Annotated in this window: 13 protein-coding genes; all 13 read right to left on the bottom strand. The window is 67.4% G+C overall.

The annotated features are described in order from the left end of the window. Positions 1-46: 46 nt before the first annotated feature. Positions 47-1,258, bottom strand: coding sequence for a winged helix-turn-helix domain-containing protein (locus ABTW65_RS07625; RefSeq protein ID WP_350659379.1), 1,212 nt, complete (start codon positions 1,256-1,258; stop codon positions 47-49). Between the two features lie 105 nt (positions 1,259-1,363). Next, positions 1,364-1,834, bottom strand: a complete 471-nt coding sequence (locus ABTW65_RS07620) for a hemerythrin domain-containing protein (RefSeq protein ID WP_350659378.1) — start codon at positions 1,832-1,834, stop codon at positions 1,364-1,366. A gap of 99 nt (positions 1,835-1,933) precedes the next feature. Beyond that, entirely contained in the window at positions 1,934-2,614 is a 681-nt protein-coding gene (locus ABTW65_RS07615; RefSeq protein WP_045547972.1) for a response regulator, read from the bottom strand. Positions 2,615-2,716: 102 nt separating this feature from the next. Next, a complete protein-coding gene (hpf, locus tag ABTW65_RS07610) occupies positions 2,717-3,358 on the bottom strand; it encodes a ribosome hibernation-promoting factor, HPF/YfiA family (RefSeq protein ID WP_350659377.1) in 642 nt (213 codons plus the stop codon). 391 nt (positions 3,359-3,749) lie between these two features. Then, positions 3,750-4,454: a ComF family protein gene (locus ABTW65_RS07605; RefSeq protein ID WP_350659376.1), complete on the bottom strand. Its 705-nt coding sequence runs from the start codon at positions 4,452-4,454 to the stop codon at positions 3,750-3,752. Positions 4,455-4,527: 73 nt separating this feature from the next. Further along, entirely contained in the window at positions 4,528-6,246 is a 1,719-nt protein-coding gene (locus ABTW65_RS07600; protein WP_350659375.1) for an LpqB family beta-propeller domain-containing protein, read from the bottom strand. Continuing rightward, entirely contained in the window at positions 6,243-7,856 is a 1,614-nt protein-coding gene (mtrB, locus tag ABTW65_RS07595) for an MtrAB system histidine kinase MtrB (protein ID WP_350659374.1), read from the bottom strand. Before mtrB ends, ABTW65_RS07600 begins: the two co-directional genes overlap by 4 nt. Then, positions 7,853-8,560 carry an MtrAB system response regulator MtrA gene (gene mtrA / locus ABTW65_RS07590; protein ID WP_160027305.1) on the bottom strand — a complete coding sequence of 236 codons (708 nt, stop codon included), beginning with the start codon at positions 8,558-8,560 and terminating at the stop codon, positions 7,853-7,855. Before mtrA ends, mtrB begins: the two co-directional genes overlap by 4 nt. 218 nt (positions 8,561-8,778) lie before the next feature. Then, the gene (gene ahcY, locus ABTW65_RS07585) at positions 8,779-10,218 is read right to left on the bottom strand and encodes an adenosylhomocysteinase (protein ID WP_350659373.1); all 1,440 of its coding nucleotides are present in this window, start codon (positions 10,216-10,218) and stop codon (positions 8,779-8,781) included. Between the two features lie 198 nt (positions 10,219-10,416). Continuing rightward, positions 10,417-11,376 carry a DUF808 domain-containing protein gene (locus ABTW65_RS07580; RefSeq protein WP_350659371.1) on the bottom strand — a complete coding sequence of 320 codons (960 nt, stop codon included), beginning with the start codon at positions 11,374-11,376 and terminating at the stop codon, positions 10,417-10,419. Positions 11,377-11,403: 27 nt separating this feature from the next. After that, positions 11,404-12,222 carry a substrate-binding periplasmic protein gene (locus ABTW65_RS07575; protein WP_350659370.1) on the bottom strand — a complete coding sequence of 273 codons (819 nt, stop codon included), beginning with the start codon at positions 12,220-12,222 and terminating at the stop codon, positions 11,404-11,406. A 120-nt stretch (positions 12,223-12,342) separates the two neighbouring features. Then, on the bottom strand, positions 12,343-13,161 hold the full coding sequence (locus tag ABTW65_RS07570) for a substrate-binding periplasmic protein (RefSeq protein ID WP_350659369.1): 819 nt from the start codon (positions 13,159-13,161) through the stop codon (positions 12,343-12,345). Between the two features lie 264 nt (positions 13,162-13,425). After that, positions 13,426-14,238, bottom strand: coding sequence for a substrate-binding periplasmic protein (locus ABTW65_RS07565; RefSeq protein WP_350659368.1), 813 nt, complete (start codon positions 14,236-14,238; stop codon positions 13,426-13,428). Positions 14,239-14,369 lie beyond the last annotated feature (131 nt).

The following is a 14,369-nucleotide window of genomic DNA, read 5'->3' as shown; positions in this document are numbered from 1 at the left end:
GGCAGACAGATAGCACGCTCACTCTACCCACCTCCCGGTCGCCCACTCACACCAACGGCGCAAGCAGGGGTGCCAGGTCGCCCTTGGGATCGACCTCGATGGCACTCAGGCCCAGCCAGCCGGCGAGCCGCTCGAGCTCGGAGGCCAGCTCGATGGCCGTCTCCACGGGCGCGCCCTCCTCCGCGTACGCGCCCTTGACCTGGAGCGTTCCGCTCTTGCGGTCGGCCTTCAGGTCGACGCGGCCGACGATGTGCTCGCCGAGGAGGAACGGCAGCACGTAGTAGCCGTGGATCCGCTTGGGCGCCGGCGTGTAGATCTCGATCCGGTAGAAGAAGTCGAAGAGCGCCTCGGTGCGCTCCCGCTCCCAGACCAGCGGGTCGAACGGGCTCAGCAGCGCACGGGCCTCGACGCGCCTGGGGAGGCGGGACCCGGAGAAGAGGTACGCCTGCTTGCGGATGCCCTCGACCGCGACCGGCTCCACCTCGCCGGCGTCGATGAGCTGGTTCAGCGCGCGTGTCGTGTCGTCCACGCGCATCCGGAAGTAGTCGGCGATGTCCTTGGCGGTGCCGACGCCGTGGGACCTGGCGGCGCGGCGTACGAGCTCGAGGTGGGCCTCTTCCTTCGACGGCGTCGGCGCGTCGAGGTGGATCCGCGGGATGACGCGCTCGGGCAGGTCGTAGGCGACCTCGAACTGGTCGTTGCGGTGCGAGATCGCCAGCTCGCCGAACATGTAGAGGATGTCGAGGGTCTTGCGGGAGTCGGACCAGTTCCAGCCCCAGTGGTCCTTGGTCTGCGGGCCGGCGTCCTCGAGCACCTTGGCCGCCTCGCGTGCGGTGAGCGCCCCCTGCTCGGCCACCAGCGCCAGCACCTTCTCCTTCATCCCGTCCGGCACGCTCCCCCACCACTTCGAGCCCTTCTGCGCCCGGTAGTGGTCCATCCGCCACTGCATGTGCGGCCACAGCTCGACCGGCATGAACGCCTGCACGTGAGCCCAGTACTCGACCATCCTGCGGTCCCTGAGCCCCTTGCTGGCACGGTGCAGGAGCCCGGTGTCGTACGCCCCCATCCGGCTGTAGAGCGGCATGTAGTGCGCGCGCTGCAGGACATTGACCGAGTCGATCTGGAGGACTCCGGTGCGCTCCAGCGTGCGCTGAAACGTACGCATCGTCGGCGTCGTGTGGGGCTTGTCGGCGAACCCCTGCGCGGCCAGCGCGATCCGGCGGGCCTGGGAACGGCTGAGTGTCTGAGAGCGAGGCACGACTCCGACTCTAGAGCCGGTTCCGGACAAGTCCCGTCCGGAACCGGCTCCCACCCGCACCCGCCGCACGGTCGCAGCGCTCGGCCGGTGAAAGAAATATTTCTTTCACAGCGGGCCGAAGACCTCCCCGACGTCCGCGTCGAGCCTCAAGGAGTCGAGCACGCTCAGCAGCTTGCGCTCCTCGAAGCGGAAGTGGGACTCCATGATCGCGGCGATGCCCTCGAGGTGCTTGCCGAGGTCTTCGGGCGTGGCGGCCTGATCGACGGCGGCCTGGAGGCCGTCGAGGAGGTGGCCGATCATGGAGTGGTCCTGCTCCAGATACCGGATCGTCTCGCGCAGCTCCGGGTGTGATCGGGCGATCGCCGGGAAGAGCTCCCGGTCCTCACCCTCGTGATGGCCCGTCAGGGCAGCACAGAACCCGTGGCAGAACAGCAGCAGGTCGCGAGCCGCGGGCTCGGCGGGATCTCCCGCCGCGATGGCCTCCTGCGTCACCCGCAGGGCCTTGCGCAGGCGCTCGTGCACGTTGCGCATCTCGTTGCTCCAGGCGATCAGCCTGGTCTTCTCGCCCTCAGTCACGTGAGGGCGAAGGGGACGACAACATCAGTCGTGCTCCTTCGAATCCGGCGCCTCCATGCCTGACACGGTCTGCCACCGGCACGCGACGCTGGCGTCAGCCTAGTCGACGTTGAGGAGCTTCTGGCGCACGGCGTACATGACCGCCTCCATGCGCGAGTGGGCCTGGAGCTTCTCCAGGATGTTGCGTACGTGGTTCTTGACCGTGTTCTCCGAGATGAACAGCCGCTTGGCGATCTCGCGGTTGTTGAGACCCTTGGCTACCAGGCCGAGGACCTCGAGCTCGCGGTCGGTGAGCTTGGGGCCGGGGACCGGGGAGCGGTCCGGCCGGGACATCTGCTTGAACTCCTCCATCAGCTTGACCGCCATGGAGGGGCTGATCAGGGACTGGCCGTCGGCGACCACGCGGATCGCCTGGGCGACCTGGTCGATCGAGGAGTCCTTGAGGAGGTAGCCCATCGCGCCGGCCTTGACCGCGTCGTAGAGGTCGGCCTCCTCGTCGGAGACGGTCAGCATGATGATGTTGGCCGAGGGGACGGCCTCCTTGATCGCGACGCAGGCCTCCAGACCGGTCTGCTTCGGCATGCGTACGTCGAGCAGCACGACGTCCGGAGCCGAAGCCGCGGCACGCTCGGTGCCTTCGATGCCGTTGGTCGCCTCACCGATGACCTCGATGCCGGGTTCGCTCGCCAGCAGCGCGACCAGGCCCCTTCTGAAGAGCTCCTGGTCGTCGACAACCAAGACGCGGACCGGCTCACGATCGGCACCAGATGTAGATGACACGAATGCATCATGGCACGTAACTGATGATGACAAAGAGAATGGCCGGGACTCATCCATCTGAGGGATGGAAAAGTCCCGGCCAACGTGCTTACAGAGCAGTCTTCAGACGAGGTCTGCGCGGTTGAGCGCGATCACCCCGTAGTCGTATCCCCTCCGGCGGTAGACGACCGCCGGCCTCATCGAGTCCTTGTCGATGTAGAGGTAGAAGTCGTGTCCGACCAGCTCCATCTCGTAGAGGGCCTGGTCGAGCGTCATCGGCTCCGCGGTGTGCGTCTTCTCCCTGACCACCAAGGGCCCCTCCCCCGTCACCGTGATCGGACCGACCTGGTGCTCACGCACGGTGTCCTCCTCGAACGTCTCGGACTCGGACGTCGTGGCCAGGCCGTCGGGCTCGATGCCCGCGAGTGCCTGCCCGACGGAAACCGGCGTACGACGGCCACGGTGGACTCTGCGGCGGTCGGCGGCCCGGCGCATCTGGGAAGCCATCTTGTCGACAGCCAGGTCCAGCGCCCCCATCTTGTCCTCGGCACACGCCTCGGCCCGGATGACCGGACCCTTCGAGTATGCGGTGAGCTCGACGTGCACGGCGCCCTTGTGCTGGCGCGGGTTGGGCTCGTTGTCGACCTCCACGTTGATCCTGATGATGCGGTGGTCGTGCTTCTCGAGCTTCGCGAGCTTCTCTGCTACGTGAGCGCGATAGCGGTCTGAGACCTCGGCGTTGCGAGCCGTGACGACAACTTCCATCGGTACCTCCCGGTGTTTCGGGGTTGGCGGATTCCCGGATGGTCAGCGCATGTGACCTCCGGGGTACGGAGTCCGCCCGGCCGACCTGGTCTTCGACCCCACAATCGCCTGCAGAGGCTTAGCAGCTTGGTGCCACTCCACCTTCTCCTTGCTGGCTCCCGCATCTGACGGGAGGGCAAGGGCAGGACTTATCTCTAAGCCGCACCGTGATCCCCTGTCTCCAGGGTTACGTGGACCGTTTCGCCTGCGACTGGCATCGGCTTGCCGCTCGGATGCCCGCAATGCGGACCTCTCTGCGACGCAACCACGGACCCAGGCGGACTCCATGTAGTGACGGTAGTTCGCCGATCTGCCCCACGAAAGCCCTTCAACAGAATTACATGACGGTTTCCTACATTTGAACGCGAGACCGACGCTGGGTGGCCGCCACGGTCGCAATCGCTTTCACGCCGAGACCGACTGATTCCAGCGCTCGTTGTGCCTCCCGCGCGGTCGCGCCGGTGGTGATCACGTCGTCGCAGACGATGAGCGTCGCCCGTGGGATCTTCTTGGCAAGTGTCCGGATGCCGGACGCGGGGCAAGTGATCGAACCGTCCAGGTTGGCCTGCCGCTGCCGGGAGTCGAGACCGGCCTGGTCCGCGACGCCGGGTCTGGTGCGGAGCAGCTGGTGATGGCGTACGCCGAGACCGTGCTGCCTCAGCATCGCGGCCGCCCTGCGCGTGATCGCCGCGGTGCTGTCGAGGCCGCGCTCGCGCACGGAGGCCGGGCGTGACGGGACCGGGACGAGGATCGTCGGGCCGGCGCCTATCGTCGCCATCGCCTCGAGGACGGAGAGCGCGAGCAGCTCGGCCAGCGGCCTGCGGAGGCCGAGGAGCTGGTGCTCCTTGAGCCCGATGACCAGCTGCTTGAGGGTGCCGTCGTAGGGCCCCGCCGCGAAGACCGGGGCGATGCCCGGCGGCGCCGGGCTCGGCGGGCTCGGCCGGGCCGTGTCCGGGAGGGCGGCGCGGCAGTCGTGGCAGAGCAGCCTGCCGGGACGCCGGCAGCCGACGCAGCGGCCGCCGACGACGAGGTCGTGCCAGGCGTCGGCGAGATCCATGTGCCCGAGTCGACCAGTGTGGGCGCGACGGGGCAACCAGGGGCTGCGTACCTGTGGATAAAGCTGTGGAGACTCAACCCTGGTAGGTGACGTCGGAGAGGTCGGACGGCAGGCCCAGGTCGAACCTGTCGAGGGGGTCGAGGAGGGTCCAGCCCGAGATCGCGTAGAGGCGGGCCGAGGCGACCGGAGAGCCGACGACGCCGGTGACCCGGTCGCTGAGGGTGTAGCGCTCACCGCTGGGGGCACCGTCGAGCGAGACCGACTGGAAGAGCGCGGTCGAGCTGATCTGCTGGACCGCGACGATGGTGGTCGGCGAGGTCCAGGCGATGTCGGTGACCCGCATCGTGGCGGAGTCCGGGTGCGGCAGCAGGACAGCCGACGTCGCGGTCGTGATCTCGCCCTTCGAGCTGGCCTGCAGACGGCTGACCACGATCCGGTCCGAGGACTCGCCGTCGATCACCGCCACGAACCGGGTGCCGTCGCGGGAGACCAGGAACCGGGTCACGTTCTCTCCCGTCACGCCGGGCACGGCGACGCGGACGCGGCGGTCACCGTCGACGTACATCACCCGGGCGCCGGTCGAGTCCTTGTCGACCAGCCACAGCCGGCCGGCGAGGTCCCAGGAAGGTCTCAGCAGCCGGGTGCCCTTCACCGGAGCTCTGCTGAGCTCGCCGTCGCTGGTCAGCTGGCCGACGACGACGCCGGTGCGGTCAGCGGTGATCGCGGCGGCGGTCGAGCCGTCGGCGTCGACGGCGACGTCGGTAACGCCGTGCGACTTCGCCCAGCCACCGAGCACGGGCACCCAAGGGTCGCCGTTCTCGCCGGTGCTGGTCACCAGCGCTCCCCCGCGCAACGCGTAGAGGTCGACCCGGGCGGTGTTGCCGTTGGGGTCGTAGCCGCCGCCGCTGTCGACGTCGAACGTCTCCCCGTAGCCCGGCAGCACCACCGGCTCGCCGTCGATCGTGAGCCGGATGCGTTCGACGCTGGCGTCCTGCCGCAGGGTCCAGGCCAGCTGGGCGCCCATGAGTTGGAGCTCCTCGGCGTCGTGGTCACCCAGGTCACCGGCGAGATCGACCTCGGCGACCCCGTCGCGTACGTCCACCGAGCGGGGCTCGTCGGCCGCGGCCGGGAGCGCGCTGCGGATCACACCCTGTGCCTCCTCCCCCGGCCCGCTCAGCAGGCTGGAGACGAGGGTGGTGGCGTACGAGGTGCCCTTGGGGGCGAAGATCGGCTCCGGCACCAGGGTGTGTCCGGTCGGTTCGACGTAGTAGAGGTTGCTGCGGGCGAAGTGGGTCAGGAACCAGTCCTCCTCGACCACCAGGGCGTTCGGCGCCGAGCTGATCCGCCACTCGCCCTCGGCGCGGGTCAGCTCGAAGTCGAGGATCGCCTGCGAGGCGGCCAGCCCGCCACGCCATACGCCCCGCTCGTCGAGCCAGCCGGCATCCTCGAGCTCCACCGACACCCGCGGTGAGGAGCCGACGTGGCTGCCGAGCTCGCCGTAGACCAGGGTGCGGCCGGCCGGCGCCCAGTTCATCGCCGCGTCCTTGGTGAGGTAGCGGCGGGCGTAGGCCGTGCTCATCGGGGTGGCCTTCATGGCGTCGAGGAACCCGTCGACGATCTCGCCCGGGGTCGCTCCTGCGCGCGGAGCGCCGGGGTTGTAGGGGATGACCTCCTCCTGCGCGTCCGGCGCGGCCAGGTCGACGCTCTGGACGGGGCCGGAGTCGGGTACGCCCGAGCACGCCGAGACGAGGAGTGCGAGCGCGGTCAGGAAGACGGCGAAGAGGGGTCTCACGATGCCTCCAGGGAGTCGCGGGCGTCTGCCGGGACGAGCGGGAGCGGGCTGTGCCGCAGCGCCGCGCCGGCATAGCGCGGAAGCGTGAGCCGGAACTGCGCCCCCTGGTCCGGACGGCCCCAGGCCTGCAGCCAGCCACCGTGCAGATGAGCGTCCTCGAGAGAGATCGACAGGCCCAGGCCGGTGCCGCCGCTGGACCGGTCCCGGGCGGGGTCGGCGCGCCAGAACCGGTTGAAGACCAGAGCGGTCTCCCCCGGCGCCAGCCCGACGCCGTGGTCGCGCACGGTCAGCGCGGCCGCGTGCTCGTCGCTGTCGATCCGGATGGTGACGGTCTGGCCCACCAGGGCATGGTCGGTGGCGTTGGCCACCAGGTTGCGTACGATCCGCTCGACCCGACGATGGTCGACCTGGGCGATGCACGGATGGCTCGGAGCGACGACCTTCAGCTCGATGTCGCGCTTGTCGGCGAGCGGCGTGTAGGCCTCGACGACGGCGTGGGCCAGCGCGGTCAGATCCGTGTCGTAGAGGTCGAGCACGGCCGCACCGGCGTCGAAGCGACTGATCTCGAGCAGATCGCTCAGGAGCGTCTCGAACCGGTCCAGCTCGGTCTGCAGCAGCTCGGCCGCCCGGGCCGTCGGGGCGTCGAAGCTGTCCCTGGCCTCGTAGAGGACGTCGCTGGCCATGCGGACGGTGGTGAGCGGCGTACGCAGCTCGTGGGAGACGTCGGAGCTGAACCGTCGCTGGACACGGGAGAGGTGCTCGAGCTGCCGGATCTGGTTCTGCAGCCCGCTGGCCATCTGGTTGAACGAGATCGCCAGGCCGGTGAGGTCGTCCTCGCCGTGGACGACCATCCGCTCCTCGAGGCGGCCGGCGGCGAGCCGCTCGGCGGTCCTGCGGGCGATCCGGATGGGCGTGACGACGTGGCGGGTCACCATCCAGCTGCCGGCGCCGATCAGCAGGATCAGGATCGCGCCGGCGGCCAGCAGCCCGCGGGTGATGACGCCGAGTGTCTCCTGCTCCTGGTCCATCGGGAAGAGGAAGTAGACGTTGTACGTGTCGTCGTGCAGCTCCAGCTGAGACCCGATCACGATGCCGGGGGTCGAGGACCGCTCGCCGTCGTAGGAGATCCGGGTGTAGGTCCAGGCCGGCTCGGCACGGATCGTCTGGAACCGGTCCTCGAGGGCGCGCGGGACGCTGCGTACGTCCACACCGGGTGTCCACTCGACACCGTCGTCGCTGATGCGGCCGGAGGTCGATGTCACCGGACCGGCCATGACGACGCCGTAGCCGCGCGAGACGCTGCGCTGGATGATCGGGTCGCCCAGGTCGTTGCGCTGCAGCGGGGTGCCACCGTTGGCGCCCGAGGTCTCCGCGATGTTGGCGCGGGCTGCGGAGAGCTCCTCGGAGGCCTCCGCCTTCGCCGCGGCGACCCGGTCCTGGACCAGCTCGTCGCCGATCTGCTCGAGCAGGATCAGCCCGACCAGGCTGACGGCGGCCGCGGTGAGGAGCACGGTGTAGACCACGACGCGGGTCTGGATCGACCGGCGCCAGGTGGTCAGGAGCTTCTTGGGCGTCCGGGCTGTTCGGCGGACGACCTCCTGGAGTGTCACACGGGCCCTGCCTTGTAGCCGACACCACGGACGGTGACGACGATCTCGGGGTTCTCCGGGTCGTGCTCGACCTTGGAGCGCAGTCGCTGGACGTGCACGTTGACCAGCCGGGTGTCGGCGGCGTGACGGTAGCCCCACACCTGCTCCAGCAGCACCTCGCGGGAGAAGACCTGATGGGGCTTGCGGGCCAGGCACTCCAGCAGGTCGAACTCCAGCGGCGTGAGCTGGATCTGCTCCTCGCCTCGGGTGACCTGATGGCCGGCCACGTCGATGGTGAGGTCGCCGATCTCCAGCACCTCGGGCACGGCGTCGCCGTGCCTGCGCACCCGTGCCCGGATCCGCGCGATCAGCTCCTTGGGCTTGAACGGCTTGACCACGTAGTCGTCGGCGCCGGACTCGAGCCCGACCACCACGTCGACCGTGTCACCCTTCGCGGTGAGCATGACGATCGGCACGCCCGACTCCTTGCGGATCTGCTTGCACACCTCGATGCCGTCCATCCCGGGAAGCATCAGGTCGAGCAGCACCACGTCGGGCTTGTAGTCGTGGAACGCCGGCAGCGCCATGTCGCCACGTGCGACGAGCTGTGAGTCGAACCCCTCTTGTCTCAGCACGATCGCAAGCATCTCGCTCAGCGAGGCATCATCATCGACGACGAGGACCTTTCCCTTGGCGGGTTGGTCGGGAGCGCTGCGATCGGCCATGTGTCCGATTCTGTCACCCAGTGCGTGCGACGCGTCACATGAGCCACCCCACAACGCGCGAGTCGGCGCATCTGCCCCAACCTCGTGGGACAGATGCGCCGACTCAGGCGGTGGGTTTCGACGCGCGAACGTCGCTTCGCAAGCTCAGCGACGACGCTTGCTCAACCTCGTCTCCGTTCGGCCTCCGCTCCTTCGTCGCGGAGCCCGAGTCGCTTGAATCAGTAGCGGTAGTGGTCCGACTTGTAGGGACCCTCGACCGGGACGCCGAGGTAGTCGGCCTGCTCCTGCTTGAGCTCGGTGAGCTCGACGCCGAGGGCGCCGAGGTGAAGACGGGCGACCTCCTCGTCGAGCGCCTTGGGCAGGACGTAGACGCCGATCGGGTACTCGTCGGTCTTGGTGAAGAGCTCGATCTGGGCCAGCGTCTGGTTGGTGAACGAGTTCGACATCACGAAGCTCGGGTGACCGGTGGCGTTGCCCAGGTTGAGCAGGCGGCCCTCGGAGAGCACGATGATCTTCTTGCCGTCGGGGAAGATCCACTGGTGGACCTGCGGCTTGATCTCGTCCTTGACGATGCCCGGGATCTTCGCGAGGCCGGCCATGTCGATCTCGTTGTCGAAGTGGCCGATGTTGCCGACGATGGCCTGGTTCTTCATCTTCTCGAAGTGCTCGACCCGGATGATGTCGAAGTTGCCCGTCGTGGTGATGAAGATGTCGGCGGTCTCGACGACCGACTCCAGGCGGCGGACCTCGTAGCCGTCCATCGCCGCCTGCAGCGCGCAGATCGGATCGATCTCGGTGACGATGACGCGAGCACCCTGGCCGCGCAGCGACTCCGCGGAGCCCTTGCCGACGTCGCCATAGCCGCACACGACCGCGACCTTGCCGCCGATCATCACGTCGGTGGCGCGGTTGATGCCGTCGATCAGCGAGTGGCGGCAGCCGTACTTGTTGTCGAACTTCGACTTGGTGACCGAGTCGTTGACGTTGATCGCCGGGAAGAGGAGCGAGCCCTCCTTGAACCGGTCGTAGAGGCGCAGGACACCGGTGGTGGTCTCCTCGGTGACGCCCTTGATGCCGTTGGCGATGTTGGTCCAGTACTGCGGGTCGTTCTTCAGGCTGCGGTCGAGGACGCGCAGGACCTCCTTGAACTCCTCGTTGTCGGTGGAGTCCTGGCCCGGCACCTCCCCGGCCTTCTCGAACTCGACGCCCTTGTGCAGGAGCAGCGTGATGTCGCCACCGTCGTCGAGGAGCATGTTGGGGCCGACCGGGTTTCCGGCCTCGTCGGTGAACTGGAAGACCTTCTCGGCCTCGTCCCAGTACTCCGCCAGCGTCTCGCCCTTCCAGGCGAAGACCGGGGTGCCCTGCGGGTCCTCGGCGGTGCCGTTGCCGACGACGACGGCCGCGGCAGCGTGGTCCTGGGTGGAGAAGATGTTGCAGGTGGCCCAGCGTACGTCGGCGCCGAGCGCGGTCAGCGTCTCGATCAGGACGCCGGTCTGGATCGTCATGTGCAGCGAGCCGGCGATGCGGGCGCCCTTGAGCGGCTGGTCCTTGCCGTAGCGCTCGCGCATGGCCATCAGGCCCGGCATCTCGTGCTCGGCGAGGGAGAGCTCCTTGCGGCCGAACTCGGCCAGGCTCAGGTCGGCAACCTTGTAGTCCATGGTTATTCCTTACCGAAGTTAATGCGGGCCTGCGTCGCGCATCTGCGCATCAGCGGGATCTCCCACGCAGGTTCCTCTCAGACTACAAGCGGCCCTCGGCCCCTGCGGTAATCCTGGACGGCAAACGCCAGGCCAACATCAATGGACCAGCATCAGGTGACCTGTCCCCCGCCCGAGACCGCACCGACCGACCGAGAGTCAGTGGCTCTTCTTGAACGGCAGCAGGTGGAGTACGCCGACCACGATCGAGCCGACGATGAGCCCGACGAGCGCGGAGAAGAAGGTGTTGACCAGCCAGGCCGCGGCTGCGCCGACGGCACCGAGGGCGTGGTGGACCTCCTCCTCGAGGTGGTGGACGGTGTCGTAGGGCCAGGCCCAGCCGGGGTGGCCGGCGGCGAGGCCGTTGACGTCGTGGACACCGACCAGGATCAGGTGGCCACCGACCCAGAGCATCGCGATGGTGCCGACGATGGAGATCACCGTGAGCACCTTCGGCATGGCCGAGACCATGCCCAGGCCGAGCCGCTGGGCGAAGGCGCCGGGACGCTGGGAGAGCGACAGGCCGGCATCGTCCATCTTCACGATCAGGGCGACCACGCCGTAGACCACGATGGTGATCAGGAAGGCGACCGCCACCAGGGCGCCGAGCCGCATCCAGAAGCCCTGGTCGATGACCTCGTTGAGCGCGATCACCATGATCTCGGTGGAGAGGATCAGGTCGGTGCGTACGGCACCCGCGATCATCGTCTTCTCGGCCTCGGGCCCTTCCAGGACGACCGGCGTCTCGTGAGTCTCCTCGTGCGGCCGGACCCATTCCAGGACCTTCTCGACACCCTCGAAGGCGAGGAAGGCGCCACCGAGCATCAGGATCGGAGTGATCGCCCAGGGCGCCCACTGCGCCAGGATCAGCGCCACCGGCAGGATGATCAGCAGCTTGTTGCGCAGCGAGCCGAAGGCGATCTTCTTGATGATCGGCACCTCGCGCTCGGCGGCGATGCCGTGGACGTACTGCGGCGTCACCGCGGTGTCGTCGATGACGACACCGGCGGCCTTGGCCGAGGCCTTGCCGGCGGCAGCGCCGACGTCGTCGACGGACGCAGCCGCCAGCTTGGCGATGGCGGCTACGTCGTCGAGGAGTGCGAAGAGTCCGGCGCTCATGGTCGGAACCTTATCGGGTGGGGCCCGCTACTCGACGCCCTGCTCCTTGAACCGCTCCGAGAGCGGGTACTCCCTGAAGTAGTCGGTCTTGATCCGCAGCCAGTCACCGTTGACGATCATCTCGTCGATCGCGTCGTCGGCCTGGTCTCTGAGCCCGTCGCCCTTGCGGAAGACGAAGGCGATGGGGGCCTTGTCGGACGGAAAGACGATCCGCTCCTCCATCGTGATCGGGGCGCTCTTGATCAGTCCCTCGGTGAAGGGCGCGTCGTAGAAGAACGAGTCCGCCTTGCCCGCCGCGACCGCCTCGAGCGCGGCCGCCTCGTTCTTCCGCTTCACGATCTCGGCCTTGGGAAAGCGGGCCTTGAGGATGCTCTCCTGCGCGGTGCCGTCCACGATGGCGACCCGGGTGCCGTTGATGTCCTTGAGCTTCTTGATCGGGGAGTTCTTCGGAGTCGTGAAGGACAGGTAGGTGACGAAGTAGGGGTGCGAGAAGTCGTAGGCCTTCTCGCGCTCCTCGGTCACGCTCACCTGCGAGGCGATCATGTCGATCTCGCCTTCGTCGAGTGCCGTGAACAGGTCGGCGAAGTCCATCGGGATGAACGACGGCTTGATGCCGAGCGACTCGGTGACACCGAGGGCCATCTCGTAGTCGAAGCCCTTGGCTGTCGAACCTTCGGTGTAGTAGACCGGGGCGCTGTCCAGCACACCGACCTTGAGCTGGCCGTCATCGGCGGCGCTGCTGCGCTTGGCGGAGGAGGGCCCGGTCGTCTCAACCGTGTTGGAGACCACGATGAGGATCACCAGAAGGGTGACCGCGCCCGCAAGGATGAACTTCAGGGATTTCATACGACGTCCTGTTTGGGGGGAGGGGTGCGCCGAGACACTGTGACCTGGCTGAGCCGGGCCAGCGGGCATCGTAGGCTACTGGACTTCAGGCGCCCCAAAGCGGGGCGAGCGGCGTCAGGCTCAGGCGCCCTTGTCCTTGAAGACCTCCGAGAGCGGGTACTCCTTGAAGTACTCCTTCTTGATCTTCAGCCACTTCCCATCGAGGATCATCTCCTCGAGGACCCCGTCGATCGTCGCCTTGCGCTTGTCGCCCTTCTGCATGACGAAGCCGATCGGAGCGTCGTCCGCCGGGTAGACGATCGCCTCCTTCAGCGGGAACCTGTCCTGCCAGCGAGCGATGATCGGCGTTGTGTAGGGGGCGTCGTAGAAGAACGCGTCCGCCTTGCCGTCCTGGATCGCCTTGACCGCGGTGTCCTCGTCCTTGGCCTTGATGACGTTGACGTTCTCGTACTGCTCGTCGAGGTAGCGCTCGTGGATGGTGCCCTCGACCACCGCGATGTTCTTGCCGTTGACGTCCTCGCGGTTCTTGATGTCCGAGCCCTCCGGGGTGAGGAAGGACAGGTACGTGACGAAGTAGGGCGCAGTGAAGTCGAAGTCCTGCTTCCGCTCCGCGGTCTCAGTGACCTGGGCGCCGATCATGTCGATCTCGCCGGCCTCGAGTGCGGTGAAGAGGTCGCTGAAGTCCATCACCACGAACTCCGGCTTGGCACCCATACCCTCGGCGACGCCGAGCGCCATCTCGTAGTCGAAGCCTTTGGTCACGCCGTCGACCTTGTAGAAGGCGGGCTCGGTGCCGTCGACCCCGATCCGCAGCGTGCCTCCGGCGGCGGCACTCTCCTGATCGGTCGCTTTGGGGGCGGGGTCGGCGAAATAGCCGCCGATGACCAGGACCCCTAGGAGGGCCAGGGCGCCGGCGACGACAAACTTGATGTGATTCATGCGGAAGTCCTGTGTTTTCGGGATGGTGGGGCATGCCCGTCACGTCGGCGCCGAGAATCCGAGACGTGCTGGCCAAGAGTGGCCGGACGATGTTGCATCAAACACCTGTCTGCTCCCCCGCGTCCAGGTTTTCGTCCATCAACGTCACGATCCGTCACGTTCCGTGACCGAACCTTCACCGCACTGCGTGACACAGATCACGCGCATCGTTCACCTTCGAGAAGCCGTCTCAGGCGAACGGCCCCAAACACAGACAGACGCACATCAAGCGCCCTTCTCCCTGAAGACCTCGGAGAGCGGGGCCGCCTCGAAGTAGTCCGTCTTGATCTTCACCCACTCCCCGGTGAGGACCATGTCCTCGATGACTCCGTCGATCTGCTCCTTGCGCTCGTCGCCCTCCCGAACCACGAACCCGATCGGGGCGTCCTCGGCCTGGTAGACGATCGGCTCCGTCAGCGGGATCGGCGAGTTCTTGATGATCGACTGGGAGTAGGGGGCGCCGTAGAAGAACGCGTCGGCCTCGCGCTGCCCCATCGACCTGACCGCGGCGTCCGCGTTCGGGGCCTTGATAACGGTGACGTCCTCGTACTGCTCTTCGAGGTAGCGCTCCTGCACGGTGCCCTCGACCACGGCGATGTTCTTGCCGTCGATGTCGTCGCGGCTCTTGATGGTCGAGCCCTTCGGGGCGAGGAAGGACACGTACGTCACGAAGTACGGAGCACTGAAGTCGTACTTCCGCTCCGCCTCCTCGGTCTTGGTGACCTGGGCACCGATCATGTCGATCTTGCCCGCCTCGAGGGCCGGGAAGAGCTCGTTGAACTCCATCTCCACGAACTCCGGCTCGGCACCCATGCCTTCGGCGACGCTGCGCGCCATCTGGTAGTCGAAGCCCTTCGTCACGCCGTCGGTCTTGTAGTACGACGGCTCGGCGCTGTCGACGCCGATCCGAAGGGTGCCACCGGCGGCTGCACTCGCCTCGTCGGTCGCAGGCGGGGCAGGGTCGGAGAGCCGACCACTGAAGACGATCGCGCCCAGCAGGGCTAGGGCACCGACGACGACGAACTTGGTCTGGCTCATGGGAGGGGGATCCTGTTCCAGGGAGGGGCCAGCCTTCGATGTGGCTGAATTGTTGCCAAATCAAACAGCGGCCCACTCCTGGACGTCCAGCGTCCTCACCCCATAACGAGATGTCGCCGGCGACCCTGACC

This window comes from Nocardioides sp. NPDC127503, from assembly GCF_040302165.1.
In the GTDB taxonomy this organism is placed as follows: Bacteria; Actinomycetota; Actinomycetes; order Propionibacteriales; family Nocardioidaceae; genus Nocardioides.
Note: the sequence above shows the minus strand (reverse complement) of the source record. Positions and strands in the feature narration are given on the sequence as shown.